Origin of the sequence: Streptomyces scopuliridis RB72, from assembly GCF_000718095.1 — a bacterium.
Classification (GTDB): domain Bacteria; phylum Actinomycetota; class Actinomycetes; order Streptomycetales; family Streptomycetaceae; genus Streptomyces; species Streptomyces scopuliridis.
On record NZ_JOEI01000008.1, the window covers coordinates 287,698 to 311,289 of the forward strand.

Annotated in this window: 26 protein-coding genes; 16 read left to right on the forward strand and 10 right to left on the reverse strand. The window is 69.3% G+C overall.

Annotated features, from left to right (window positions below; genetic code table 11):
• Nucleotides 1-208 precede the first annotated feature (208 nt).
• Entirely contained in the window at nucleotides 209-1,183 is a 975-nt protein-coding gene (locus IF11_RS0112310) for an SMP-30/gluconolactonase/LRE family protein (protein WP_030351571.1), read from the forward strand.
• A 79-nt stretch (nucleotides 1,184-1,262) separates the two neighbouring features.
• Here IF11_RS0112310 and IF11_RS0112315 read toward each other — a convergent pair whose 3' ends face one another.
• Both IF11_RS0112315 and IF11_RS0112320 read right to left on the reverse strand, forming a co-directional pair.
• Nucleotides 1,263-1,469: a DUF397 domain-containing protein gene (locus IF11_RS0112315; protein WP_030351572.1), complete on the reverse strand. Its 207-nt coding sequence runs from the start codon at nucleotides 1,467-1,469 to the stop codon at nucleotides 1,263-1,265.
• The gene (locus IF11_RS0112320) at nucleotides 1,466-2,296 is read right to left on the reverse strand and encodes a helix-turn-helix domain-containing protein (RefSeq protein ID WP_030351573.1); all 831 of its coding nucleotides are present in this window, start codon (nucleotides 2,294-2,296) and stop codon (nucleotides 1,466-1,468) included. Before IF11_RS0112320 ends, IF11_RS0112315 begins: the two co-directional genes overlap by 4 nt.
• A gap of 124 nt (nucleotides 2,297-2,420) precedes the next feature.
• On the opposite strand from IF11_RS0112320, the gene IF11_RS40835 reads away from it, so the two are divergent.
• Nucleotides 2,421-2,594 carry a hypothetical protein gene (locus IF11_RS40835; RefSeq protein WP_157848431.1) on the forward strand — a complete coding sequence of 58 codons (174 nt, stop codon included), beginning with the start codon at nucleotides 2,421-2,423 and terminating at the stop codon, nucleotides 2,592-2,594.
• Nucleotides 2,591-2,812, forward strand: a complete 222-nt coding sequence (locus tag IF11_RS0112330; RefSeq protein WP_133243346.1) for a hypothetical protein — start codon at nucleotides 2,591-2,593, stop codon at nucleotides 2,810-2,812. Before IF11_RS40835 ends, IF11_RS0112330 begins: the two co-directional genes overlap by 4 nt.
• Before the next feature lie 886 nt (nucleotides 2,813-3,698).
• Here the strand turns inward: IF11_RS0112330 and IF11_RS0112335 are convergent.
• The 6 genes from IF11_RS0112335 to IF11_RS43180 all read right to left on the reverse strand — a co-directional run bounded on the left by IF11_RS0112335 (nucleotide 3,699) and on the right by IF11_RS43180 (nucleotide 8,938).
• Entirely contained in the window at nucleotides 3,699-4,292 is a 594-nt protein-coding gene (locus tag IF11_RS0112335) for a hypothetical protein (protein ID WP_030351575.1), read from the reverse strand.
• 186 nt (nucleotides 4,293-4,478) lie between these two features.
• Nucleotides 4,479-5,267, reverse strand: a complete 789-nt coding sequence (locus IF11_RS0112340) for a succinate dehydrogenase iron-sulfur subunit (RefSeq protein WP_030351576.1) — start codon at nucleotides 5,265-5,267, stop codon at nucleotides 4,479-4,481.
• Entirely contained in the window at nucleotides 5,267-7,021 is a 1,755-nt protein-coding gene (sdhA, locus tag IF11_RS0112345; RefSeq protein ID WP_030351577.1) for a succinate dehydrogenase flavoprotein subunit, read from the reverse strand. The genes IF11_RS0112340 and sdhA overlap by 1 nt, the downstream gene beginning before the upstream one ends.
• A gap of 19 nt (nucleotides 7,022-7,040) precedes the next feature.
• On the reverse strand, nucleotides 7,041-7,532 hold the full coding sequence (locus tag IF11_RS0112350; RefSeq protein ID WP_030351578.1) for a succinate dehydrogenase hydrophobic membrane anchor subunit: 492 nt from the start codon (nucleotides 7,530-7,532) through the stop codon (nucleotides 7,041-7,043).
• A 10-nt stretch (nucleotides 7,533-7,542) separates the two neighbouring features.
• The gene (sdhC, locus tag IF11_RS0112355) at nucleotides 7,543-7,923 is read right to left on the reverse strand and encodes a succinate dehydrogenase, cytochrome b556 subunit (RefSeq protein WP_078490635.1); all 381 of its coding nucleotides are present in this window, start codon (nucleotides 7,921-7,923) and stop codon (nucleotides 7,543-7,545) included.
• A 196-nt stretch (nucleotides 7,924-8,119) separates the two neighbouring features.
• Nucleotides 8,120-8,938, reverse strand: a complete 819-nt coding sequence (locus tag IF11_RS43180) for a 2-oxo-4-hydroxy-4-carboxy-5-ureidoimidazoline decarboxylase (protein WP_420894639.1) — start codon at nucleotides 8,936-8,938, stop codon at nucleotides 8,120-8,122.
• Nucleotides 8,939-9,113: 175 nt separating this feature from the next.
• Between IF11_RS43180 and IF11_RS0112365 the strand changes: the two genes are divergently transcribed.
• From IF11_RS0112365 to IF11_RS41275, 5 genes are all read left to right on the forward strand, one after another.
• Nucleotides 9,114-10,745 carry a beta-N-acetylhexosaminidase gene (locus tag IF11_RS0112365; RefSeq protein ID WP_030351581.1) on the forward strand — a complete coding sequence of 544 codons (1,632 nt, stop codon included), beginning with the start codon at nucleotides 9,114-9,116 and terminating at the stop codon, nucleotides 10,743-10,745.
• Between the two features lie 173 nt (nucleotides 10,746-10,918).
• Complete coding sequence (locus IF11_RS0112370; protein ID WP_030351582.1) at nucleotides 10,919-11,449, forward strand: hypothetical protein; 531 nt, start codon at nucleotides 10,919-10,921, stop codon at nucleotides 11,447-11,449.
• 113 nt (nucleotides 11,450-11,562) lie between these two features.
• Complete coding sequence (locus IF11_RS0112375) at nucleotides 11,563-12,171, forward strand: hypothetical protein (RefSeq protein WP_030351583.1); 609 nt, start codon at nucleotides 11,563-11,565, stop codon at nucleotides 12,169-12,171.
• A 304-nt stretch (nucleotides 12,172-12,475) separates the two neighbouring features.
• Entirely contained in the window at nucleotides 12,476-13,249 is a 774-nt protein-coding gene (locus IF11_RS0112380; RefSeq protein ID WP_030351584.1) for an RNA polymerase sigma factor, read from the forward strand.
• Nucleotides 13,249-14,514 (forward strand): hypothetical protein, encoded by a 1,266-nt coding sequence (locus tag IF11_RS41275; protein WP_051745830.1) that lies wholly within the window; start codon nucleotides 13,249-13,251, stop codon nucleotides 14,512-14,514. Before IF11_RS0112380 ends, IF11_RS41275 begins: the two co-directional genes overlap by 1 nt.
• A 210-nt stretch (nucleotides 14,515-14,724) precedes the next feature.
• Here the strand turns inward: IF11_RS41275 and IF11_RS36565 are convergent, their stop codons facing one another.
• Nucleotides 14,725-15,681 carry a L,D-transpeptidase family protein gene (locus IF11_RS36565; protein ID WP_078490638.1) on the reverse strand — a complete coding sequence of 319 codons (957 nt, stop codon included), beginning with the start codon at nucleotides 15,679-15,681 and terminating at the stop codon, nucleotides 14,725-14,727.
• Between the two features lie 386 nt (nucleotides 15,682-16,067).
• Here IF11_RS36565 and IF11_RS0112400 point away from each other — a divergent pair, with 386 nt between their 5' ends.
• The 3 genes from IF11_RS0112400 to leuE all read left to right on the forward strand — a co-directional run bounded on the left by IF11_RS0112400 (nucleotide 16,068) and on the right by leuE (nucleotide 19,455).
• Nucleotides 16,068-17,027, forward strand: a complete 960-nt coding sequence (locus IF11_RS0112400; protein WP_030351588.1) for a class I SAM-dependent methyltransferase — start codon at nucleotides 16,068-16,070, stop codon at nucleotides 17,025-17,027.
• Between the two features lie 125 nt (nucleotides 17,028-17,152).
• Nucleotides 17,153-18,739: an acyl-CoA mutase large subunit family protein gene (locus tag IF11_RS0112405; RefSeq protein WP_030351589.1), complete on the forward strand. Its 1,587-nt coding sequence runs from the start codon at nucleotides 17,153-17,155 to the stop codon at nucleotides 18,737-18,739.
• A gap of 59 nt (nucleotides 18,740-18,798) precedes the next feature.
• Complete coding sequence (leuE, locus tag IF11_RS0112410; protein ID WP_030351590.1) at nucleotides 18,799-19,455, forward strand: leucine efflux protein LeuE; 657 nt, start codon at nucleotides 18,799-18,801, stop codon at nucleotides 19,453-19,455.
• A gap of 9 nt (nucleotides 19,456-19,464) precedes the next feature.
• On the opposite strand, the gene IF11_RS0112415 is transcribed toward leuE, so the two are convergent.
• Nucleotides 19,465-19,818, reverse strand: coding sequence for a DUF4333 domain-containing protein (locus IF11_RS0112415; protein ID WP_030351591.1), 354 nt, complete (start codon nucleotides 19,816-19,818; stop codon nucleotides 19,465-19,467).
• A gap of 270 nt (nucleotides 19,819-20,088) precedes the next feature.
• Between IF11_RS0112415 and IF11_RS0112420 the strand changes: the two genes are divergently transcribed.
• The 5 genes from IF11_RS0112420 to IF11_RS0112440 all read left to right on the forward strand — a co-directional run bounded on the left by IF11_RS0112420 (nucleotide 20,089) and on the right by IF11_RS0112440 (nucleotide 23,537).
• The gene (locus IF11_RS0112420; RefSeq protein WP_030351592.1) at nucleotides 20,089-20,493 is read left to right on the forward strand and encodes a hypothetical protein; all 405 of its coding nucleotides are present in this window, start codon (nucleotides 20,089-20,091) and stop codon (nucleotides 20,491-20,493) included.
• An 11-nt stretch (nucleotides 20,494-20,504) separates the two neighbouring features.
• Nucleotides 20,505-21,836 carry a TFIIF alpha subunit family protein gene (locus IF11_RS0112425; protein ID WP_030351593.1) on the forward strand — a complete coding sequence of 444 codons (1,332 nt, stop codon included), beginning with the start codon at nucleotides 20,505-20,507 and terminating at the stop codon, nucleotides 21,834-21,836.
• Nucleotides 21,837-21,881: 45 nt separating this feature from the next.
• Nucleotides 21,882-22,379 carry a hypothetical protein gene (locus IF11_RS0112430; RefSeq protein WP_030351594.1) on the forward strand — a complete coding sequence of 166 codons (498 nt, stop codon included), beginning with the start codon at nucleotides 21,882-21,884 and terminating at the stop codon, nucleotides 22,377-22,379.
• 75 nt (nucleotides 22,380-22,454) lie between these two features.
• Nucleotides 22,455-22,967 carry a hypothetical protein gene (locus IF11_RS0112435; RefSeq protein ID WP_030351595.1) on the forward strand — a complete coding sequence of 171 codons (513 nt, stop codon included), beginning with the start codon at nucleotides 22,455-22,457 and terminating at the stop codon, nucleotides 22,965-22,967.
• A 12-nt stretch (nucleotides 22,968-22,979) separates the two neighbouring features.
• Nucleotides 22,980-23,537 (forward strand): GNAT family N-acetyltransferase, encoded by a 558-nt coding sequence (locus tag IF11_RS0112440; protein ID WP_030351596.1) that lies wholly within the window; start codon nucleotides 22,980-22,982, stop codon nucleotides 23,535-23,537.
• Nucleotides 23,538-23,592: the final 55 nt, after the last annotated feature.

Genomic DNA, 23,592 nt, shown 5'->3' on the forward strand with positions numbered 1-23,592 from the left:
TGGTGTGTTGGACTGTAGACCTGCTTTTGAACACGTTCAAGTCGGGGTGGGTGCGGTGTGGGACACATGGGGAGGGGGCGGCCGGTAGCGAGGGCCGACGACCGTAACCGGCCTTGCTGGCAGACGTGTTCCGGTCAACGCCCGTGTGGGGCCGGTGCGTGTGATGGGGTGCGGGAGACGCATTCCATTCCTCGGAAGGACGCTCGTCATGCGACATTCCTTCGCACGCCGGAGTTTGTTCGGAGCGGCCGCCGCCATCGGCGGCGCGGCGCTCCTGGCCCCGCTGGGCGGCACGGCAGCCGCCATGGAAACCACCGGGCGGCGCCGGCCCGCCGGCTTCCCCCTGCCCGACGGCTTCCGGCCGGAGGGGATCGCCATCGGGTCCGAGCCGTACGCCTACATCGGTTCGATCGCGCGCGGCGACGTGTACCGCGCGAGCCTCGCGACCGGCAGCGGCCGGGTCGTCGTTGAGGGGCTGGGTCCCGAGCATCCCGTCATCGGGCTCAAGACCGACGCCTGGGGCCGGCTGTTCCTGTGCGGCGGAGTGAGCGGCGAGATCCGGATCGCCGATCTCCGTACGGGCAGGATCACCCGTACCTTCACCGTGGGCACGGACGCCACGATGGTCAACGATGTGATCCTGACGCCCGACGCCGCCTGGTTCACCGACTCGTTCGAGCCGCAGCTCTACAAACTCCCGCTCGGCCGGCGCGGTGAGCCGGGGGACCGGATCATCACCGTGCCGCTGTCAGGCGACTGGGTCCAGGGGACGGCCATCACCGCCAACGGCATCACCACGACACCGGACGGCCGGGCGCTGCTCGTGGTCAACAGCTTCGCCAACGGCGGCGGCCTGATGCGGGTCGCCCCCCGCACGGGAGTGGCACGCGCCGTGGACCTCGGCCCAACCCGGCTACCGAACGGCGACGGCCTGCTCCTCCTCGGCCACACGCTCTACGCCGTGCAGCAGCGGCAGAACGCCATCGATGTGCTGCGGATCGACGACGCGGGCACGAAGGGCACGGCGATCACCCGGATCACGGACCCCGCGAACTTCCGGGTCCCGACGACCGCGGCGGTCTACGGGGACCGAATCTATCTGCCCAACGCCCGCTTCGACGTGGCGGAACCGACGCCCGAGACGGACTACGACGTGGTGTCGGTGGAGCGCGTGCGGGCTTGAGCGGTGCGCAATGGCTGCCGGGCGGGCTGAGGGGAGCCGGTCCGGCGGCCGTTGACCGCCTTGTCCGGTCCGGTCCCGGCTAGACGGTGGTGGCCTTGGCGAAGGCGACGAAGGCGGTCCAGGATGCGTTGGAGGTGATGAGGATGGGGCCGGTGGGGTTCTTGGAGTCCCGGACGGGGACGGTGTGGGCGATGCCGTCTGCCACCTCGATGCACTCGCCGCCGTTGCTGCCGCTATAGCTGGACTTACGCCACGCCTGTTCCGGTACGCGGATCGGCTCGGTCATGAATAGCATTCCTTCAAAATGGAGCCGATCTCAGAGGCCGACTCGTCTGGCGGCAGAGCTGTTGCCTTAAGCAGATCATAGGCATCGTAAGCCGCGGCCACATCGTCTGGATCGGCCAGAACGTAGCCCTTTGGGAAGCCGTCGACATGCACCACGTCTGAGCCTTCGCTGAAGGACAAGAGCCCGAACGGCGAACCCGATCCGGGATACGCCGCGATGGTCTTGGGGATGACCTGGATGACATGGCGCGGTGTCTCCGCCAGAGCCCGCAGCTGTTTGAGCTGTTCTCTCATGACGTGCTTCCCGCCGATAGGGCGCCGGAGAACGCCCTCGTCCAGAATGATCCACAGCCTGGTCGGCACCTCGCGTGCGAGGACGCGCTGTCGCTCCATCCGAGCAGTCACCAGGTCCTCAAGGTTGCTGGGACGTCCGGTTCGCAGCACAGCCCGTGCGTATTCCTCGGTTTGCACGAGCCCAGGCACCAATTGGGGGTGGAACATGGAGATCGCGGTAGCCGTCCACTCCAGTTCGACATACCTACGGAACCACGGCGGGAAGGCCCACCGCAGGGCAAGCGGCCAGAGCCGCGCGAAGCGCCCGTTGGAGTGCGGGAACATTTGGTCACACGCTTCGGCGAAGTCCAGCGGTGGCACGCGCCTCCCGGCCTCGATTTTCGCCACGAGCGAGTAACTACAGCACGCCGCCTTGCCCAACTCCGCGCGTGAGATGTCCAGTCGCTCACGCTCCAGCCGTACCTCGGCCCCGAAGTGAGCGAGCGGCGACACGGCGGGGTCGGTTGATTCCGCGGTCTCGTTTTCGACAGTCACTCAAACCCCCGAATGATCATTGGACACCTTCCAGAGTCCAAGTTGCCTACCTGTTGGGCGCGCTCGGCGGCGCCGAAGCTTGAACACACAAAGCAAGCGCGCGATAACGGAAGGTACATCTCTCATGACCGAACAAGCCACCGATACGAGGTCGGACGACCCGGACGAGTTGGCCGCGACGGTTGAGGCGGGGGGCTTCTGGCGGTTGGTGCCCGAGTGGGTGCCGCGGGACTTCGTCGAACCTACGCCCGCACTGTTGGAGCATGTGGAGCGCGGGCTCAGGCGGTTGGTCGCATGACGGGGAGTGAGGCGCGCCAACGCCTGTCTTTGTTGATCGCCACGCTCGGGACGGACGGCGCCCTCTTGGTACGGAAGGGCGTCCCCGGTGCGGAAGGCGCGGACCTGGCCCCGGCGTCGGCGCTCAAGTGGCCGCCGTGCGAGTGCGGCAATCCGAAGTGCCCGGACTACGAGCCGCCCCCGGCGGCGCCGCCCGTCGGCGGGGGTGGTGGGCTGTGAGACGAGGCCGGCGCCGTAGGGTCGGCGTCATCGCGCGGCTCGTGGAGCGACGGAGGCAACGCCTCGCGTATCGACGGCTCCATCGTGCGCTGCTCAGCGCGTTCCAGGAACCGGATGAGGCCGTCTTGTTCGAGAGGATCTTCGGCCACGCCCCGCCGGAGGAGAAGCGCACGAGGTGAGCGCGGGTGCGGGTTCGTGCCGAGGGGTAGTCGGGGTGACCCGGTGCGTCCGATGGCGGGTGGGGGCCGCCCCTCAGGTTTCAGTTTCGCGGCTCCGGGTCGGGTGTCAAGGGCGCTCCTTCGTCGCGTCGGCTGCGCCGATTCCGCTTCGCTCCACCCTTGACACCCAACCCTCCACCGCAAGTGCAGCTTTGTGACGGGCGAGGCGGCAAGTGGGTCGGTGAAAGGCCGTGATGTGTCCTGGGTCCCGGTTACCTGGCCGCACGACACATGACCGACCGGAGGAGCCCAGGAATAGGCCATCAAATCGGGACATACAGGGCGAGTTGCAGGTATGCCCGCCAGCGGGCCGCCACCAGCGGGGCATGAGTCTCAACCACCCACCCACACAAGCCCGCTGAGCCGGTGCCGGGCCGCCCCATTCCACTGATGCGCCCCCCACCACCGGCCAGAAGGCCGGGAACGGACCCCAGGAACAAGGGTGCTTCCCCGGGGACCCCTCCCCCCGGGGCCGCCCCTCCACAAAGCTGCACTTGCGGTGGAGGGGCGGGTGTCAAGGGTGAAGCGAAGCGGAATCGGCGGAGCCGACGCGACGAAGGAGCGCCCTTGACGCCCGACCCGGAGCCGCGAAACTGAAACCTGAGGGGCGGCCCCCACCCGCCATGACGGATTCCGGGTCACCCCGATTACCCCTCGCCCCCCGGGCCTCACATCGCGCTGAGCGAGCGCGCGTAGCTGATCTGGCCCATGACCATCTGGAACGTGCCCGCGTGGTTGGCCGGGATCATGGTCGAGTGGTGCTTGCCGCCGCTGGTGACCGTGACCTGGATGAAGCCCGTCGTCGTCTTCTCCTTCATCAGAAGGAAGAGCAGCCCGAGCAGACAGAAGATGAAGAAGACGATGGCCAGGATGATGGCGTGCGTCGGGATCTTCTCCTCCGTGCGCGACATGTCCGTCGCGTTCCAGACCGCGCCCCTCAGAGGCAGCGTGCCCGACGGGGTGATGATCGAGTCGCCCACGACCGTGATGTCACCGATCGAGACCAGCGGCGTTCCGGCGGCGCCCGCCGGTACCGGGTACGCGGCGCCGGACTGCGGATAGCCGTAGCCCGGGGCGGGGGCGGCGCCGGGGTAGCCGTAGCCGGCCGTGGCGCCCGGTGCTCCGTCGGCGAGCGTCGGGTTGGGGAAGTCGTACTCCGGGACCCCCGGCGAACCGGCCGCGCCCGGCGTACCGGCCGGCGGGGTGCCCGGCGTCGGCCCCCATTTGTACTCGCCGTCCGCGTACGGATTGGGCTCAGTCATCTCTTCATCTCCCCGTTCCCCTGGGCCTGTCGGGCCTGTCGACAGGATCGATCCTGACACAAGAAGGGCTCGTTTCTGTATGTCGTACCCACAGAAACGAGCCCCTCCGAGCGCAGCGCTCAGACTCCAGCGCTCAGTCAGCGCTCAGACCCCAGCGCTCAGACCCCAGCGCTCAGACCCCAGCGCTCAGAAGCGGCGCGTGATCAGCGCCCGCTTGACTTCCTGGATCGCCTTCGTGACCTCGATACCGCGCGGGCAGGCGTCCGTGCAGTTGAACGTCGTGCGGCAACGCCACACGCCGTCCTTGTCGTTGAGGATCTCAAGCCGCTGCTCCCCGGCCTCGTCACGCGAGTCGAAGATGAAGCGGTGCGCGTTCACGATCGCGGCGGGGCCGAAGTACTGCCCGTCGTTCCAGAAGACCGGGCACGACGACGTGCACGCCGCGCACAGGATGCACTTGGTGGTGTCGTCGAAGCGCTCGCGGTCCTCGGCGGACTGGAGCCGCTCGCGCGTCGGCTCGTTGCCGGTGGTGACGAGGAAGGGCATCACATCGCGGTACGCCTGGAAGAACGGGTCCATGTCCACGATCAGGTCCTTGAGGACCGTGAGTCCCTTTATGGCCTCGATCGTGACCGGCTTGCTGACGGCCCCGCTCTTGTCGAACGACACGATGTCCTTGATCAGCGTCTTGCACGCCAGCCGGTTACGGCCGTTGATCCGCATCGCGTCGGAGCCGCAGATGCCGTGCGCGCAGGAGCGCCGGAAGGTGAGCGTGCCGTCGACGTCCCACTTGATCTTGTGGAGGGCGTCGAGTACGCGCTCCTTCGGATCGATGTCGATCCGGAAGTCCTCCCACGAGGCGTCGGCGGAGACCTCGGGGTTGAAGCGGCGGATCCGGAACGTGACCGCGATGAGGTGCGAGGAGGCGGAGTCCGCCTCCAGTGCCTCCAGCTTGTCCATGGTCGGGGTAGCCATCAGTACTTACGCTCCATCGGCTGGTAGCGGGTCTGGACGACCGGCTTGTAGTCGAGCCTGATCGACTCGGTGCCGTCGTCGCCCACCTCGCGGTACGCCATGGTGTGGCGCATGAAGTTGACGTCGTCGCGGTTCGGGTAGTCCTCGCGGTAGTGGCCGCCGCGCGATTCCTTGCGCGCCAGGGCCGAGGTCGCCATCACCTCGGCGAGGTCGAGCAGGTTGCCCAGCTCGATGGCCTCCAGCAGGTCCGTGTTGAACCGCTTGCCCTTGTCCTGGACGGACACGTTCAGGTAGCGCTCGCGCAGCTCGGCGATCTTCGCGACCGCCGTCTTGATCGTCTGCTCGGTGCGGAACACCATCACATTGGCGTCCATGCACTCCTGGAGCTCCAGGCGCAGCGTGGCGACACGCTCCTTGCCCGTGGAGTTCCGCAGCCGCTCGACCTGGGCCTCGACCAGCGACGCCGGGTCCTCGGGAAGCTCGACGTAGTCGTGCTTCGCCGCGTACTCGGCGGCGGCGATGCCGGAACGGCGTCCGAAGACGTTGATGTCCAGCAGCGAGTTGGTGCCCAGCCGGTTGGCGCCGTGCACCGAGACGCACGCGACCTCGCCGGCCGCGTACAGACCGGGAACGACCGTCGTGTTGTCCGCGAGGACCTCACCCTGGACGTTGGTGGGGATGCCGCCCATGGCGTAGTGCGCGGTCGGCTGGATCGGGATCGGGTCCGTGTACGGCTCGATGCCCAGGTACGTACGGGCGAACTCGGTGATGTCGGGCAACTTGGCGTCCAGCTGCTCCGGCGGCAGGTGCGTCAGGTCCAGATAGACGTGGTCGCCCTCGGGACCGCAGCCGCGGCCCTCGCGGATCTCCGTGTAGATGGAGCGCGAGACGACATCGCGCGAGGCGAGGTCCTTCATGACGGGCGCGTACTTCTCCATGAAGCGCTCGCCGTCCTTGTTGCGCAGGATGCCGCCCTCACCGCGGGCGCCCTCCGTGAGCAGGATGCCCATGCGCCAGATGCCCGTCGGGTGGAACTGGAAGAACTCCATGTCCTCCAGCGGCAGTCCGCGCCGGTAGCAGGCGGCCTGGCCGTCACCGGTGAGGGTGTGCGCGTTGGAGGTCACCTTGAAGAACTTGCCGGTGCCGCCGGACGCGTAGATGACCGCCTTCGCCTGGAAGACATGGATCTCGCCGGTGGCCAGCTCGTACGCCACGACTCCGGCGGACACCTTGACGCCGTCGACCTCGGTCAGCAGCTGGTCCAGGACGTAGAACTCGTTGAAGAACTCCACGCCCTCCTTGACGCAGTTCTGGTACAGCGTCTGGAGGATCATGTGGCCCGTACGGTCCGCGGCGTAGCAGGACCGGCGGACCGGCGCCTCGCCGTGGTTACGGGAGTGACCGCCGAAGCGGCGCTGGTCGATGGCGCCGTCCGGCGTCCGGTTGAACGGCAGGCCCATCTTCTCCAGGTCGAGGACGGCGTCGATGGCCTCCTTCGCCAGGATCTCGGCGGCGTCCTGGTCGACCAGGTAGTCGCCGCCCTTGATCGTGTCGAAGGTGTGCCACTCCCAGTTGTCCTCCTCCACGTTGGCGAGCGCGGCGGCCATGCCGCCCTGCGCGGCGCCCGTGTGGGACCGGGTCGGGTACAGCTTCGTCAGCACGGCGGTACGGCTGCGCTTGGTCGACTCGATGGCCGCGCGCATACCGGCGCCACCGGCGCCGACGATGACGGTGTCGTACTTATGGATCTTCATTGTCTCGTCAGCCCCGGCTTTAGCGGATGTTCGGGTCGAAGGTGAAGATCACCAGCGAGCCCAGAAGGATGGTGAACACCGTGGCGGTGTACAGCAGGCCCTTGAGCCACAGGCGCGTGTTGGCGCGCTCCGCGTAGTCGTTGATGATCGTACGGAGGCCATTCGCCCCGTGAAGCATCGCCAGCCACAGCATCAGCAGGTCCCAGACCTGCCAGAACGGGGAGGCCCAGCGGCCGGCCACGAAGGCGAAGCCGATCTTGGACACGCCGCCGTCCAGCACCAGCTGGATCAGCAGGTGACCGATGACCAGCACGACCAGCACGACGCCGGACAGCCGCATGAAGAGCCACGCGGCCATCTCGAAGTTGCCGCGGGTCGCCTTCGGGGTCTTGTTGGTCCGCTGGCGCGGCGCCTCGATGACGGGCGCCGGGTGATCGACGTCGTACAGGCTCTCGCCCTCGACGACACCGATCGCGGAAGAGGTCTCAGTGACTGCGTTGTTGGAAGACATCGGCGGACTCTCAGCTCCCGAAGACTTCGCGCACGGCGTGGCCGAGCACGGGGTAGAGGGCGCCGACCATCAGGATGAACCAGATGCCCACGGCGGACCACAGCATCTGCTTCTGGTAGCGCGGGCCCTTGGACCAGAAGTCCACGGCGATGACGCGCAGGCCGTTGAGCGCGTGGAAGAGAATGGCGGCCACAAGGCCGTACTCGAGCAGCGCTACCACCGGCGTCTTATAGATCGCGACGGTGTCGTCGTATGCCTCGGGTGAGACACGGACGAGAGCGGTGTCCAGCACGTGAACGAACAGGAAGAAGAAGATGAGCACGCCGGTGACTCGATGAGCCACCCACGACCACATTCCTTCCCGGCCGCGGTACAGCGTTCCAGCCGGCACGGAAAAACCCTCCGGGAGCGGGGATCGGGGCCGGCCGCCATCTTCTACTCAATCAAGCACAGTGGTGTCGGTCGCGCCCGGCCGGGTACGGTCCACCGGCCCCGGCCATCGTAGCGACGACTTGTCGGTTCGTTCGCCCGGGGGCCCATAGGTGTGATCAAACAGGCAATCAAACAGCCACGGACGGGCTATCGGATCAGCCTGAATGCCCGCTTGCGCTTGCGGTTCCCGCCGCGGTCCCGGCGGCTCCGGCTATGCAGTCGGCCGCGACCGCGGTGGAGCGGGCCGCTCCCGCGGTAGGGCCGGCCGCTCCCGCGGCGAGGCCGGAAGCGAGCAGGCGGGCCAGCCGGCCCCGGGCGAGTCGGCGCAGCTCGTCGGCGGAGACGGACCGCTCGTGGTCCGGGTCGTGGGAGAGCCGGGCGCGGATACCGGCCAGCACGTGGTCGAGATACTCCTCCGGGCGGTGACCGTCGAGGCTGATCACGAAGGCGTGGCCGAAGCTGCTCTCGTACGCGGCGTGCGCGGCGCGCAGCGCGGTCCTGGCCGCGGCGGGCGCGCTGTGGGGCGGCCCCGAGGACGATTCGGCGGCGAGCGCCTCGGCGAGGTCGGCGTGGGAGAGGTCGTAGCTCGCCTCATCGGAGCCCGCGAGCAGCGAGTCGACATCGTGGTACGGGCGGTGCGCGGCCATCCGCTGCGCCCAGCGGCGGCTGCCGCAGCAGGCGAGCAGCGCGGCCTCGGCGACACCCGGCGGGAGGGCGTTGAAACGGCGGAGGCCGTCCGTGTGGACATCGGCGGGGCCGGTCGGGCGGCGGGTATGGGACGCGCGGGACAGCGTGGGCTCCTCGAACGCGGCGGGACAGCTGCGGTGTGACAGAAGTGGTGCGCCATGCGCAGTGCGTGAGGGACGCGATGGGCGGACGGGACGACGGGCGACGGCGGGCGTACGGGACGGCGGGCGTACGGGACGGCGACGGGCGTATGAGCAGACGTGATCAGGCGCGATGTGGTTGAGCACGGAGTGGCGATTGCGTCGTAAACGTTATCGACGCCCCGCGGAGGACGTCCGACGGATGCGCGATTTTCACCCGGATGGGAGAGTTTCGACGCGCGAGATGGACGCCGCCGTGCGACCTTCGCCGTAATCGTGTCGCACGTTCGCTGGACAGCCGCATACAGGAGGTTTACGAGTGATGTCGCCATCAAAGGGTGCCCGGGCCGCCGGAGCGGCCGTCGCGCTGGCCGCCGCCGTCTCGGTGTCGGCATGTGGTTCCTCGGGCATGGGTTCAGGTTCACCGGGTGACGCGCGGTCGCAGGACGCGTCCACCTCCGGCCAGGCGGATCGTTCCGCCGCGAGCCCCACCACCTCGCCGTCACCCACCCGGTCGTATCCGCTCTCGACCGCGCCGCGCGGCATACCCTCCGTACGGAAGCACGAGGCGGCGCGCGGTCCCGGCTGGCGACCCGCCTCGAACAGCGGGGTCGTCATAGCCAAGGGCAGTGAGGGCCTCGCCGACGAGGGCAAGCTGCTCGCCAAGGAGCTGAAGATCGGCTACCGGGGCGCGGTCGCGGCCGGGCCCGGCGATGTCGAGCTGGCGCTGAAGAGCGGCAGCGGCTCCGCGGAGTCGTACACGCTCACCACGAGCGGCGGCCGGGTGCGGATCACCGGACCCGACCAGGCCGGGGTCTTCTACGGCACCCGCACGCTCAAGCAGTCCATACGCGCCGACGGCGTGATGCCGGAGGGTGTCGTACAGGACAGCCCCGCCCGCCCGCAGCGCGGGCTGAACCTCGACATCGCCCGCAAGTACTACTCGCCGGGCTGGATCGAGGCCCGGATGCGCGAGATGGCCGACCTCAAGCTCAACATGCTGGGTCTGCACTTCTCCGACGACCAGGGCTTCCGCATCGAGTCCACCACCCATCCGGAGATCGTCTCCGCGCAGCATCTCTCCAAGGCCGACGTCAAGAAGATCCTTGAGCTCGGCGACCAGCTGCACATCACCGTCGTCCCGGAGATCGACTCACCGGGACACCTGGGAGCGGTGCTGCGCGCTCATCCCTCGCTCCAGCTGCGCAACGTGAACGGGGTGGCCACGAAGGGCGCGATCGACATCTCGCAGCCCGCGGCGGCGAAGCTCGTGGACGAGCTGGACCGTGAGTTCGCCCAGCTGTTCCACGGGCCGTACTGGAACCTCGGCGCCGACGAGTACCAGGCGCTGGTGGTGGCCAACCCCGAGGCGTCGTTCCCCAAGCTGGCGAAGCTCGCCGTCCAGAAGTACGGGCCGAACGCCAAGGTCCAGGATCTGACGACCGCCTGGACGAACGACCGGGCTGCCGCGCTCGCTCCGTACAAGAAGAAGTTCAAGGTCTGGAACGACGGCCTCTTCCGGGGCGGTGTCGTGAAGGCCGATCCGGCCCTGGAGGTCCAGTACTGGACGGGCAGGGAGATCGGGGCCCGGCCTCCCGTGGAGTATCTGAACGAGGGGCGCAAGGTCGTGAACTTCAACGACGAGTACCTGTACTACGTGCTCGGCCAGCCGAACAACTTCATCTACCCGACCGGGAAGCGGATCTACGAGGAGTGGACCCCGCTGGTCCTGCGCGGGACGACGCCGGTGCCCGAGCGCTACTCGAAGCAGATCCAGGGCGGTCTGTTCGCGGTCTGGGGCGACTTCCCGAACGCGCAGACCCAGGACCAGGTGGCGAACGGGATCAGGCTGCCGCTGGCGGCGACGGCCCAGAAGCTGTGGAACCCGGCCAAACCGACCCTGAGCTGGAGCGAGTTCCAGTCCCTGGCGGTGAAGGTGACCAGCGCCGGGTGACCGGCTGAGATGTGGGGCGGGTGCGGCAGGCGCGAGAGTACGGCGCCTGCCGCACCGCTCGTTGTGGATGAAAGGTGGCGGCCTTGTGGTGGATTCGTGTCGCCCGAGGCCGGGGGCTTACGGGCCGAGTGAGGCTGTAGCCCACATATGCGTGGGTACGGGGGGAGCGGGTTATGGGTTTCTGGGGCTATTTCGTCGTGGGCAGGAGCGAGCGTCCGCTCGCGGAGCAGCCGGCGCTGGCGGCCGTACGGCACGATCTGACGCTCCATCAGCAGCGGCCGGACGGCTGGCAGGTGTGGCGGCACCCGAGCGAGCCCGATATCGGTGACATGGGCGCGCTGGCCAGGGCCATGGGGTCGCCGGTGCTCTTCGGCTTCGTCATGGGCAGCGAATGCGTGGTGGTGGAGGCGGCGGCTCCCGAGAGCGGGTCCTGGTACGCCTGTCTGGCGCGGGAGCCGATGGCCCGCCATCTCGCCGCGAACGACATGGTGCTCGAAGAGCTCTTCCTGTCGGCGGAGGACGCGACGCGACGGGCCGTCGCCTGGGCCACCGAGGCGGGCAGCGCGGTGAGCGCCGCCGTGGAGCCCGGGACGCTCCTCGAAGTACTGCGTCTGCGACGGCCGGAATCGTTCGCCGAGGAGTTATTCTTCCGCCTTCTCGATGGGCTCGGAATCCCGGGCGAAGCGGAAAAGCCCGGCATATAGCCCCGTTGAGCGAGCCGGGGGCGAGCTCCGGACGATCTACGAGTGACGTATTCCAGCCGTTCGGCGCAGTAGGGGGCAAGGGGGCAGTACTGCGTCCGTGACGGGAGACGTGAATGAGCCTGGTGAAGCTGATCGAAGAAGCGGATGAGCGTGGCCTCGCCGCGAGCGGGCTCGCCTGCCTCGACCGGTGCCTGCCGCTGCTCGCCGAGGAGACCGAGATCCTGCGACCGCTGTGGGCGGGCGTCGTGGGCGGCGAAGAGGACTGGCCGGCGCGGCTGTCGGCGTCCCGGGAGGCCCTGGACGCCGTTGGCGGCCCCGCCCCCGACGTCACCACCGCGCTCGTACGGACCATGCTCGGCGCCGCGCCCTCGGAATGGGCGGCCGGCCCGCTGCGGACCTGGGCGGACACCTGCTCCGTCGTCGCGCTGGAGATCCACCAGCAGCTCGACGCGGTGGGCGAGGACGGACCCGCCGCCGCGGCGGAACGGCTCGCGCGCTGCCGCGAGGACACCGGCGCGGTGACGGACGCGGCGGACGGCGCGGAGAGTACGGACGGGATCGGCCCGCTGGCCGCCGGTGAACTGCGGCGCCAGATCGCGATCCTGGAGATCCTCGCCGAGACGCCGGGGGCCGCCGGGGTGCGCCGGGCCCTGGATCTGTCGACCGAGGGGCAGCGGGTGCTGCGCGCGGTGGTCTCGCGCCGCGCGCGGGCGGGGAGCTGAGCGGACGGGCGGGGTGACCGGATCTGTTCGCCCGCATGTGCGTGGATTTCGCACGAGGCAAGGGGAGGACGACCGGGGCCGCCACCCCCCACAGGAGAGGCCCCGGTCGCCGTCCGTCGGAGCCGCGTTACGGCCCCGTACTCATATCAGCGCCACCGATGCGTTTTCTGTCACACCGCAGAATGTCAGCTTGTTGTCGCAGGTAGTACAAGACATGGACGCGGGCCCGGGAAGGCCGTAGCGTGCAGAGTCGCGTGGGGCGGCGTGGCAGTGACCAGCCGCGATTTCAGGACAGGTTGTGGGAGTGCTGGGGGACGACGCGGAGCTGACCGCCGCGGTGCTCGCGGCACAGGACGGGGACGAGGACGCGTTCCGTACTGTGTACCGCGCGGTGCACCCGCGGCTGTTGGGCTATCTACGGACTCTCGTCGGTGAGCCGGACGCCGAGGACGTGGCCTCCGAGGCCTGGTTGCAGATCGCCCGCGATCTCGACCGCTTCACCGGAGACGCCGACCGCTTCCGCGGCTGGGCCGCCCGTATCGCCCGTAACCGCGCCCTCGACCACATACGGATGCGCGGCAGACGCCCCGCGATCGGCGCCGACGAGACCGAGCTGACCGGGAAAGCGGCCGATTCGGACACGGCGGACGAGGCGATGGAGGCGCTCTCCACCGGCCGGACGATGGCGCTGATCGCGCAGTTGCCGCAGGACCAGGCCGAGGCCGTCGTCCTGCGGGTGGTGGTCGGACTCGACGCGAAGAGCGCGGCCAAGACGCTGGGCAAACGGCCCGGCGCGGTACGGACGGCCGCGCACCGCGGACTCAAACGCCTCGCCGAACTGCTCGACGCCGACGACGACAGCCCCGAGCACGCCGGCAGCCCCGAGAACCCCGTCAGCCCCAAGAACCCCAAAGCCTCCCCCGAAGCGTCCACTGACACGTCTCCCGGCGCGTCTCGCGGCGCACCAGGTCGCGATGGCGGACTCGGCGGCGTACCCCCTCAGCGCACCGTGCGGCCCGGAGCCGCGGCCTCCGCGGGTGTGACGGATTCGCGCCTGCGGACGCAGAAGGACATGTGATGGCCGACGAGCGTGACCCGTGGCTCGACAGGGACGCGGCGGAGAGATTGCTGCGCGGTGAGCCCGTCGAGACGGCGGACGAACACGTCCGGGCCCGGTCGGAACAGCTCTCCGAGGCCCTGCGGGACATGAGCGCCGTCACATACGCGAACGAAACATACGCGACCGAAGAGGAACTTCCCGGCGAAGCCGCCGCCTTGGCCGCCTTCCGCAAGGCCGTGGCCGAGGGCGGTGGCGCGCGCGAGGTGGTCCGCGATCGCGGCGCCGTGGGCGCGGGCGCCGGGGATCTGCTCGGTACGGTACGAATCGCGCTGGCGCCCCGCGCCGCACGCGCGCCGCGGTTCGCCCGCCCCATGCGCAGGGGACTCGCCGCGGCGGTGGCCGGCTGCGCGCTCGGCGGTATCGCGGTCGCGGCGGGCGCCGGCGTACTGCCCCCGATCTTCGGCGACGCACACAACCCGGCCCCCGCCAACTCCGTCTCGGCGGTGGCCTCTCCGAGGCCGCTCGTCTCCGGATCGCCCGACGGGAGCCGGGACCCGGCCGACCCCTCGGACACCCCGAGCGGGACCGGTACGGGACAGCCCTCGCCGCCCCCGTCGCCCTCGCACACCCCGGGGGACGGCCATACGCACAAGGGCGACGGGCGAGGCGAGGAAGACGGCGAAGGCGGCGCGCACGGGACGGACAAGGACCACTGGCCCGGTACCGGCCCGGACGCACAGTCCGGTGAGTGGTTCAGCAAGACCCTCAACGCCTGCCGTGCCTACCGCGACGGCGTGCTCGACCCGAAGCGCAAGGAAGCCCTGGAGTCCGCGACCGACGGGCCGGAGGGGGCCAGGCGGTTCTGCGACCGGCTGCTCGACGGCGACATCAAGAACAGCAAGAACGACAAGGGCGGGCAGGACGGCGACGGAGGCAAGGGCGAGGGCGACGGAGGCGACGACGGCGAGGGCGACGGCGGGGAAGGGGGCGGCGGGGAAGGGGGCGGCGGCGGGTTCGTGGGATCACCGGGCGTGCCCACGCAGCAAGCGCCCCCGCCGCCCCCGAACTGGACGCCCGCGCCTTACGAGCCCCCGTCCCCATCCCCGGTCCCGACGCCGAGCGGGACGCCGGTCCCGACGCCGAGCGGGACGGCCGGTCCTTCGCCGTCCCCGTCCGCGAGCGCGACCGGCCCGGTCCAGGAGCCGGTCCAGGAGACGGACCAGGGGCAGGATCCGGCCATGATCGCGACCCGTTCGGGCTCGGACACGGGATCTGCTGAATAGCTCCCCACACCCTCCTGAACTGGAGCTTTACGGTTCCGGGAGATCGGGTGTGACGTTTTTGCGGGCCGCGACGCAGTACAGAGTGAGCCGACTGGTCATCGGCCGCGCATAGAGCCGGGGTTCCCCCCGTACCTTCGGCTCAGCGCACTCGGCGCGGGCGGGACACGTTCCCCCGGTCCCGCCCGCGCCACCTCTCTGACGGTTGAGGTCCTACCAGTAGATGACTACTTTGTCTCCTGTGCGGACCTGGGCGAAGAGCGAGGCGATCTTCTTCTCGTCCCGGACATTGACGCAGCCGTGCGAGGCGCCCTCGTAACCGCGGGCCGCGAAGTCGGCGGAGAAGTGGACCGCTTGGCCGCCGCTGAAGAACATCGCGTACGGCATCGGGGTGTCGTACAGCGTCGAGACATGGTCCCGTGACTTCCAGCCCACCAGGAACGTGCCCTCACGGGTCGGGGTGTACTGCGACCCGAAGCGCACGTCCATCGCCGACGTGACCTTGCCGTCGATCATCCAGGTGAGGGTGCGGCTGCTCTTGCTGATGCACATCACCCGCCCCTCCATGCACTGCGGATCGGGCTTGGCGACCGGCCGGGTGGTGGGCGGGCGCAGTTCGTCCCGGGTCGGCTTCCTCGTCACGCCGACCAGCCGCTGCCAGGTGACGGTGTCCGTCGCGCCGGTAGCGGGCAGCCCGCGGTCCGCCTGGAAGGAGGAGACGGCGGTGACCGTGATGGAGCCGTAGTAGCCGGTGGGGTTGAGGCTGAAGTGGCCGGTCTGCTGGAGCCTCGCCTGGAGTTCCCGTACCCGGTCGCTCTCCGAGCCGTTCGCCATCAGCGTCTTGGGCCGGGACGCGGTCCGGCTCGGCGTCGGCGCCGGGGCCGGCGTAGAGGTCCGCGGCGGTGTGGGAGTGGGCGTCGGGGCCGTCGTGGTGTCGGCGGCTGGCTTCGCCGGCGGTTTCGACGACGGCGACGGTGACGGCTCGGGTGCGGGGGTGGTGGCCGCCGTCAGGGGAACGCTGCCCGGCTTGGCGTCGGCCGCCCGTCCACCGGGGAGCGGTTGCACCGTACAGCCGACGCCCGCGGCCAGCACGGCGGCTGTGGCGAGCCCTCTGCGTAGGGCGGATGTCCTGAGCATCTTCGGCGTCCCCCGGTTTCTCCCGTGATCCATGGCATGCGTTCCTCAGTGTTCCCTCAGACAGTCCTCCGCCGGGCATGGTTGCCCAAGCGGGCGAGGAATCCTGCCCCGGAGTCACCTTCCCTTGCCGGGAGATGAATTCCAGTGGGCGATTCCCCGAAGTGAAAGTACTTCCGGCCATGCTGCCCGTTCGGACTGACATGATCCCGCGCATGGCTGCCCGGCGATGTCCGTGTCTCCCGTTGTCCGCGCTTCTTCTCCCCGCTATCTCCCGCGCTGGGGTGGACCGGAAACCGCGCGCCGGTCGTCATGAAAGATCAATTCCAAAGATCGGCCGAAGTGCGCCGGCGCACTTGCGTCAATTCCAGATTCTTCTTGATTCCTCGTGATCGCTCTCGATTCCTCCTGAAGGTTCTCTCATGACGACCGCATACGAAGACAAGCCGCGCCCCCGTGAACTCAACGATGTCCGGGGCTGGTTTCCCCCGCTTGACCAGGTGCTCTTCGAGAAGCTGCTCACCCGTCAGGAGGAGCGGGGCGAGCGCGGGGATCTGCTGGAACTCGGCGTCTTCATGGGCAAGAGCGCGATCTTCCTCGGCCACCATCTCCGGGACGGCGAGAAGTTCACCGTCTGCGACCTGTTCGAGTCCGAGGCCCCGGACCAGGCCAATGGCGCCGAGACTGCGAAGTCGTACGCGACGCTGACCCGGGAGGCGTTCGAGCGGAACTATCTCTCGTTCCACGACGAGCTGCCCCGTGTCCTCCAGGCCCCCAGCTCCGTGGTCGCCGATGAAGTGGAGGCGAAGTCGAGCCGGTTCGTCCATATCGACGCCTCGCATCTCTACGAGCATGTGTACGGGGACATCGGCGCGGCCCGCGACATCCTGCTGCCCGGCGGCATCGTCGTCCTCGACGACTTCCGCTCCGAGCACACCCCCGGCGTCTCCATCGCCGCCTGGGAGGCGGTGCTCAACCGCGGTCTGCGCCCGATCTGTCTGAGCACCCAGAAGCTGTACGCCACCTGGGACGACCCCGAGCCGATCCAGGACGAACTGATCGCCATGGCCCAGGAGCGCGAGGACTGCGACCTGAGCATCCAGCAGGCGGCGGGACACCGGATCGTGCGGCTGCGGTCGCGCGGGATGAAGGCGCCCGACTTCCCCTTCTCCAAGTACTACGAGGAGCCGAAGCCGGAGGAGCCGGAGGAGCCGGTCGCGCCGGTCGCCCCGCCCGTCGCGTCGGCGCCAACACCCGCCGCGCCCCGGCGCAGGTCGACCCGGTCCAAGGTGCGGCGCGTCGCCATCGATGTGCTGCCGCCCGTGATCACCCGCGCGGTGCAGCGCAGCCGGGCCCGGCGCAGGGCGCGGCTCCAGGGCTGAGGGCCAGTACGACGCCGGGGGCCGGGCTCCCGCGTGTGCCCCGTTCCCGCCGTACGCCCGCCGCTACAGTCCGTCATGACCGGCCGGTCATGACTGTCCGTCAGCGGAGGCAGGGAGCAGAGCAGATGGCACGCGAACGGCTGACCGAGAGCGGTCTGCCCATCGAACCGGTCTACGGCCCCGGCGCGCTGGAGGGATGGGACCCCGCGGAGAAGCTCGGCGAGCCCGGCTCGTACCCCTTCACCCGCGGGGTCTACCCGTCGATGTACACGGGCCGGCCATGGACGATGCGCCAGTACGCGGGTTTCGGCACCGCCGCCGAGTCCAACGCCCGCTACCGGCAGCTGATCGCCCACGGCACGACGGGCCTGTCCGTCGCCTTCGACCTGCCGACCCAGATGGGGTACGACAGCGACGCGCCGCTCGCGAGCGGCGAGGTCGGCAAGGTCGGGGTGGCGATCGACTCGGTCGATGACATGCGTGTGCTGTTCGACGGGATCCCGCTCGACCGGGTCTCCACGTCGATGACGATCAACGCGCCGGCGGCGCTGCTGCTCCTGCTCTACCAGCTGGTCGCGGAGGAACAGGGCGCGCCGGGCGCCGCGCTGACCGGCACCGTCCAGAACGACGTACTCAAGGAGTACATCGCCCGCGGCACGTACATCTTCCCGCCGAAGCCGTCACTGCGGCTGACGGCGGACATCTTCCAGTACTGCCGTGCGGAGATGCCCAAGTGGAACACCATCTCGATCTCCGGCTACCACATGGCGGAGGCCGGGGCCACGCCCGCGCAGGAGATCGCGTTCACGCTGGCCGACGGGATCGCGTACGTACGGACGGCCGTCGCCGCCGGCATGGACGTCGACGACTTCGCGCCCCGGCTCTCCTTCTTCTTCGTCTCCCGTACGACGCTGCTCGAAGAGGTCGCCAAGTTCCGTGCCGCGCGCCGTATCTGGGCCCGCGTCATGCGCGACGAGTTCGGCGCCCGTAACCCCAAGTCCCTGATGCTGCGCTTCCACACCCAGACCGCCGGAGTACAGCTGACCGCGCAGCAGCCCGAGGTCAATCTCGTACGGGTGACGGTCCAGGGGCTGGCGGCGGTGCTCGGCGGTACGCAGTCGCTGCACACCAACTCCTTCGACGAGGCCATCGCCCTGCCGACGGACAGATCGGCCCGGCTCGCGCTGCGCACGCAGCAGGTGCTGGCGTACGAGACGGACGTCACCGCCACCGTCGACCCCTTCGCCGGCTCGTACGCCGTCGAGCGCATGACGGACGACGTGGAGGACGCGGCGGTCGCGCTGATGACGCGGGTCGAGGAGATGGGCGGCGCGGTCGACGCCATCGAGCGCGGCTTCCAGAAGAGCGAGATCGAGCGCAGCGCGTACGCCGTCGCCCAGGAGACGGAGAGCGGGGAACGGGTGGTTGTCGGCGTCAACCGCTTCACCACGGACGAGGAGGAACCGTACGAGCCGCTGCGCGTCGACCCGGCGATCGAGGCCCGGCAGGCGGCCCGGCTGGCGCGGCTGCGGTCGGAGCGGGACGGGGCCGCGGTGGAGGACGGGCTGGCGGAACTGCGGGAGACGGCGGAGGGGACGGCGAATGTGCTCCCTCCGATGAAGACGGCGCTGGCGGCGCGGGCGACGGTGGGGGAGGTGTGCGACGCGCTGCGGGGGGTGTGGGGGACGTACGTACCGGCGGACGCGCGCTGACATTTCACTGTTCCTGAACACACATGCGGCTCTTGGTGTGTATGTGCGACACTCCGGCCATGCTGGGTGTGACTGATCTGCCGACCTATCTGGTGGGCCTCGTACTGATCGTTCTGCTGCCGGGGCCGAACTCGCTCTATGTGCTCTCGGTCGCGGCCCGGCGCGGGATACGCGCGGGCTATTCCGCGGCGGCGGGCGTCTGGTGCGGCGACACCGTACTGATGGTGCTCTCCGCCGCCGGTGTCGCGTCGCTGCTCCAGGCCAATGAGCTGGCGTTCGGCATCGTGAAATTCGCCGGCGCCGGATATCTGACGTGGCTCGCGATCGGGATGATGCGCGCGGCCTGGTCGCTGTGGCGCACCCGGCACGAGCGCGCGGAGGAGTCGTCCGCGTCGTCCCCCGTGCCGACGGCGGCCGAGCGGCCGTATCGCAGGGCTTTGGTGATCAGCCTGTTCAACCCGAAGGCGATCCTGTTCTTCATCTCCTTCTTCGTGCAGTTCGTCGACCCGGGCTACGCGCACCCCGCGCTGTCGTTCGTCCTGCTGGGACTGCTCGCCAACGTGGCCAGCGCCCTCTACCTGTCGGCCCTGATCTTCGGTGGCACCCGCCTCGCCGCCACCTTCCGCCGCCGCAAGCGCCTGTCGGCGGGGATGACGACGGCGGCGGGCGCGCTGTTCCTGGGCTTCGCGGTGAAGCTGTCACTGAGCAGCGCCTGAGGGCGGCGGTCAGTTCGGGGCCGGGGAAGCCGTTTCGTCGGCCTTGATGTCGAAGTTGATCTCGTCTCCCTCGACAGAGGACACCTTGACCGTTACGCCCAAGGTGCTGCCGTCGTCCGCTGTGAGCGTGCACCGGGTGGTGGTGCCGACCTTGCCGGCGAGGGCCTCGGGGCAGGTGATGTCCGGCTTCGGCTGCCCCGTTGTCGCGGCGAGCTTTTCGGCGACCGTGGTCGCCAGCTTGTCCGCGGACAGTTTCGGCGTGGACGTTCCGACGTCGACCGAGGCCGAGCAGCCGGCGAGCAGCACACCGGCGGCTATGGCCGAAAGGATCGACGGTGCGGCGGACAACCGGGTTGTGGTCATGGTGGACTCCGGTCCGGGGGATCTTGGCGGGAACAGGCAGGAAGCGGCAGGAAGCATACGTGGCAGGGGATGGCGTCCGCTCTCGCGGTGCTGTGTGTCCCCTGTCGCCCCATCAAACGTCCTCGTTTGTGCATGATTTGTGTATGAGCCTATTTAGGCCGCAGCTGGGGCGCCTGGGTTGGGGAGCGGCAGGTAGGGTGCACGACGAGCTTCCGTGACGCGCATGTTTGGCGTGAAACGGATGAGGCGTGAATGCAACGGGGGTTGCGCATGGGATCCGGAGACGGTGGCGAGCAGAAACTCGCCAGCTCGGCGAGCGACAAGCAGCGCGCGGCGAAGTACATGGAAGAAGACCTGATGCCGGACACCCAGGCCGCCGCCCGCATGGGGGAAGGCGGCGGATCGGTGCGGCCGCTCTTCCTGGCCCCGGCGGCCCCCGCGAGTCCCCTGATGAAGCAGGACACCGGGCTGAAAGGGCTCTCCGCCTGGGCCTTGGACCAGGGTGCCTCCGACGCGCTGATCGCCTGGCGAGGGCAGGCGAACCGGCTGATGGGGCGGTTGCAGCAGGAGTTGAACGGGCTGAACGGCGCGAAGAACACCTTCCAGAACCAGGACACGGCCATAGGCACGCAGGCGGACGCGGTACGGCTCCCCAGCAGCTTCGACGGTATGTGAGGGGAGCGGCCATGACGCTGAACTATCACGACGTGATGACGGCCGACCTGTCCCCGCTCACGGATGTGTCCGAGGCGTGGAAGAAGATGGGCGAGCGCTTCGGTGAGCTGAAGACCGACTACGAGACGAACGTGCAGAGCGTGCTCGGCAACGGGAACTGGCAGGGGCTCGCCTACGGCGCTCAGCAGCAGTACGCCTCGGCCACGGCCTTCGAGTACGGGGCGGCCAAGGCGGAGGCGCTGGCCATCGCCAGTCTTCTCACGGATGCGCACACCGAGCTGACCCGTCTGCAGAAGGCGGCCAAGGACCTGGTCCAGGAAGCCGAGAAGAAGGACTACAAGGTCGACGGCTCCGGCAAGGCGACCTTCGTCGGGTACGACAACCTCTCCGAACAGGAGAAGTACGCCCTCCATCACGACCCCGACTACCCCCGACTGCTGTCCGACGCCCGTGAGAAGGCGCAGCAGTGGACCGACGAGATAGCCAAGGCGGTCAAGGCCGTCGACGACGCCGACCAGAGCGTGAAGCGGGCGCTGTCCCGCGCGACGAGCGACGTTTCGACGGACGGTATCGGGATCGGCGGGTTCAACGCGAAGGCCGAGGGCGACCTGGCGAAGGCGGGAAAGCCGGATCCCAAGGTCGAGACGAAGGGCGGGTGGGTCTCCGAGGGCGAGTCCGAAGCCTCCGGTCCCGGCACCGGCACATCGGCCACCGGCCCCGACGCCTCGTCCGGCAAGCTGGCCGAGGCCGAGGCGCATGCCGACCTCGGCCGCGCGAGCGCGGAGGGCTCGCTCACCAACGGCCCGATGAAGCTCGCCGGTGAGGCCGAAGCCTATGTGGGCGCCAAGGCCTCCGCCGCCGGCGGCATCACCAACGAGGGCATCAGGGGCGAGGCCGGCGCCTTCGCCGGGGCGGAAGCCTCGGCCAAAGGCACCGCCGACGCCGGCCCCGTCGGGGTGTACGGTCGGACGGAGGCCAAGGCGGGCGCCGAGGCCGGCGTCAGCGCCGGGGCCGGCCTCGAAGGCTTGCAGGCGGGCGCGGAAGCGTTCGCCGGCGCGAAGGCCGGCGCCGCGGGCGGCGCGGACATCGGCGGCATCGGGGCAGGCGGGACGGTCGAGGGCTGGGCCGGCGTCGGAGCCGAGGCCGAGGCGACTCTCGGCAAGGGCGAGGACGGCAAGTGGCACATCGGCGCGAAGGCGGGCGTCGCCCTCGGGCTCGGTGGCGAGGTGGGCTTCGAAGTCACCGTCGATCCGGGGAAGATCGTCGACACGGCGAGCGATGCGGCCAGCGCCGTGGGTGATGGGGCCCGGGCGTTCGGCAATGCGATCGGCAGCCTGTTCTGATGCATACTCCCCGCAGATCCACTGCCGTAGTAAGGAGGGCCCGAGATGCCCACGACCCTGCCCGTACCGATCGAGTTCGAACTGCCGGAAGGCTGGCGCGCGGCACCGCCGGATGAAGTCGGCGCACCGGGCGCGGCGTTCGTCGCGCTGCATCCGCGACCGGATGCCGGATTCACCGCGAACATCACGATCGACGGTGAGTACCGCCCGGACGCGGCGACGCTGCCCGAGATCGCCCAGGAATCCGTGGAGCGCTTGAGCCAGGCCACCACGTCGGTCGTGGTCGCCGGACGCCGCGAGGTCGGCTCCGCGGACGCACCCGGTTTCACGCAGACGCTGGCCGTCTCGGCCGTCGTCGGCGGCGTACCCCAGGACCTCGTCCAGTCCCAGGTCTATCTGTCCATGCTGGACGTCGCCGATCCGCGCAAGCGGGCGGTGATCCGTCTGGTCCTGACGGCCACCGCGTCCCAACACCCCTCTGTCGTGGAAGACTTCCAGGACTTCGTGCGCACGGTCCGCCCGGACACCGGCGCGGCCTCATAGCGCGTCGCGCGGAAGCGGCAGACCTCGCACCGGCAGACCTTGCTCCGGCAAACCGACTCCTCATAGGTTGATCTCATGGGACTCTTCGACAAGCTGACCGGAACCAAGCGCCCCGCCGACGGTGTCGCCCCGCGATCCGCCGCCGAGGTCCACGGGGCTCTGCTCGGCCTCAACCGCGCTGACGTCCCGTACGTCATCCGGGACGGCCGCGAGGAAGGCGCCGACCTGGTGGCCGAGTGGCGCATCCTGGACCCTGCCTGGCAGACCTTCTTCGTCCGTACGCAGGTGAGCCGGGTGTTCCAGGTTCGTATGCGCCTGGTCCCGGAGAAGAACGAAGTCCGGTCCCTCGACCAGCAGTACGAGGTCACGTGGAACGGCGACACCCCCAGGCTGGCCATCGCGGCCGAGGCCCAACGTGGCCAGGTGCAGACGGTCTCGAAGCGTTGGACCCTCGGCGGGGGCGAAGACGGCGGCGCCGGAGCGACCGAGACGTTCAGCTTCGACAGCTCTGACCTGAAGAACCCCTTGCAGGACACCGTCCTGGGCGCAGGGTGGACCTGGCGCGGAGTCATCACCGGCAAGCTCTGAGGTTGGCGGGGGATGACATCGTTCTGGACGGGCGAGCGGGTACGCCTGCGCGGGATCGAGCCCGACGACTGGACCGCGTTCATGCGCTTCGCCGCGGACGAGGAGCGGTTGGGGGATCTGCTGCGCCCGCCCCGTTCCGCCGAGAACTACCGGACCTGGACGAAGGAGCAGGCCGCGGCCAAGTCCGACGGCGACCGCTTCCAGTTGGTGATCGAAGCCGTCGACACCGGGGAGATAGTCGGCGCTGTCGGCTCGTACCACGCCGACGCACGCGCGGGCTGGTTCGAGTACGGCGTCACGATCGGCGCTGATCACCGGCGCAAAGGCTATGCGGCGGAGGCCGCGGTACTGCTGCTGCGCTATATGTTCGCCGAGCGGCGCTTTCACAAGTGCGGAGCGCGGGTCTTCGCGCACAACGAGGCGTCGCTGGCACTTCAGCGCCGGCTCGGTTTCGTCGAGGAGGGCCGCCTTCGCGATCAGGTGTTCATCGCCGGCCGGCACCACGATGTCGTCATGATGGGCATGCTCGCCGACGAGTTCGCCCGGCTCCACTCGATGAGCGAACGGTGAGCTTCTCCTCCAGGTCACGGTGATTTCCTGCCGACGGTGCTCCGGTCGCGGGCGG

What these genes read in the sequence shown, in the direction of transcription:
- IF11_RS0112375 (WP_030351583.1), top strand. Translation starts at nt 11,563, where the DNA reads ATGAGCCTGGTGAAGCTGATCGAAGAAGCGGATGAGCGTGGCCTCGCC.
- IF11_RS0112420 (WP_030351592.1), top strand. Translation starts at nt 20,089, where the DNA reads ATGGGATCCGGAGACGGTGGCGAGCAGAAACTCGCCAGCTCGGCGAGC.
- IF11_RS0112425 (WP_030351593.1), top strand. Translation starts at nt 20,505, where the DNA reads ATGACGCTGAACTATCACGACGTGATGACGGCCGACCTGTCCCCGCTC.
- IF11_RS0112365 (WP_030351581.1), top strand. Translation starts at nt 9,114, where the DNA reads ATGTCGCCATCAAAGGGTGCCCGGGCCGCCGGAGCGGCCGTCGCGCTG.
- IF11_RS0112335 (WP_030351575.1), bottom strand. Translation starts at nt 4,292, where the DNA reads ATGACTGAGCCCAATCCGTACGCGGACGGCGAGTACAAATGGGGGCCG.
- IF11_RS0112440 (WP_030351596.1), top strand. Translation starts at nt 22,980, where the DNA reads ATGACATCGTTCTGGACGGGCGAGCGGGTACGCCTGCGCGGGATCGAG.
- IF11_RS36565 (WP_078490638.1), bottom strand. Translation starts at nt 15,681, where the DNA reads ATGGATCACGGGAGAAACCGGGGGACGCCGAAGATGCTCAGGACATCC.
- sdhA (WP_030351577.1), bottom strand. Translation starts at nt 7,021, where the DNA reads ATGAAGATCCATAAGTACGACACCGTCATCGTCGGCGCCGGTGGCGCC.
- leuE (WP_030351590.1), top strand. Translation starts at nt 18,799, where the DNA reads ATGCTGGGTGTGACTGATCTGCCGACCTATCTGGTGGGCCTCGTACTG.
- IF11_RS0112435 (WP_030351595.1), top strand. Translation starts at nt 22,455, where the DNA reads ATGGGACTCTTCGACAAGCTGACCGGAACCAAGCGCCCCGCCGACGGT.
- IF11_RS0112400 (WP_030351588.1), top strand. Translation starts at nt 16,068, where the DNA reads ATGACGACCGCATACGAAGACAAGCCGCGCCCCCGTGAACTCAACGAT.
- IF11_RS0112370 (WP_030351582.1), top strand. Translation starts at nt 10,919, where the DNA reads ATGGGTTTCTGGGGCTATTTCGTCGTGGGCAGGAGCGAGCGTCCGCTC.
- IF11_RS0112310 (WP_030351571.1), top strand. Translation starts at nt 209, where the DNA reads ATGCGACATTCCTTCGCACGCCGGAGTTTGTTCGGAGCGGCCGCCGCC.
- IF11_RS0112405 (WP_030351589.1), top strand. Translation starts at nt 17,153, where the DNA reads ATGGCACGCGAACGGCTGACCGAGAGCGGTCTGCCCATCGAACCGGTC.
- IF11_RS0112340 (WP_030351576.1), bottom strand. Translation starts at nt 5,267, where the DNA reads ATGGCTACCCCGACCATGGACAAGCTGGAGGCACTGGAGGCGGACTCC.
- IF11_RS40835 (WP_157848431.1), top strand. Translation starts at nt 2,421, where the DNA reads ATGACCGAACAAGCCACCGATACGAGGTCGGACGACCCGGACGAGTTG.
- IF11_RS0112415 (WP_030351591.1), bottom strand. Translation starts at nt 19,818, where the DNA reads ATGACCACAACCCGGTTGTCCGCCGCACCGTCGATCCTTTCGGCCATA.
- IF11_RS0112330 (WP_133243346.1), top strand. Translation starts at nt 2,591, where the DNA reads ATGACGGGGAGTGAGGCGCGCCAACGCCTGTCTTTGTTGATCGCCACG.
- IF11_RS0112350 (WP_030351578.1), bottom strand. Translation starts at nt 7,532, where the DNA reads ATGTCTTCCAACAACGCAGTCACTGAGACCTCTTCCGCGATCGGTGTC.
- IF11_RS41275 (WP_051745830.1), top strand. Translation starts at nt 13,249, where the DNA reads ATGGCCGACGAGCGTGACCCGTGGCTCGACAGGGACGCGGCGGAGAGA.
- IF11_RS0112430 (WP_030351594.1), top strand. Translation starts at nt 21,882, where the DNA reads ATGCCCACGACCCTGCCCGTACCGATCGAGTTCGAACTGCCGGAAGGC.
- IF11_RS0112315 (WP_030351572.1), bottom strand. Translation starts at nt 1,469, where the DNA reads ATGACCGAGCCGATCCGCGTACCGGAACAGGCGTGGCGTAAGTCCAGC.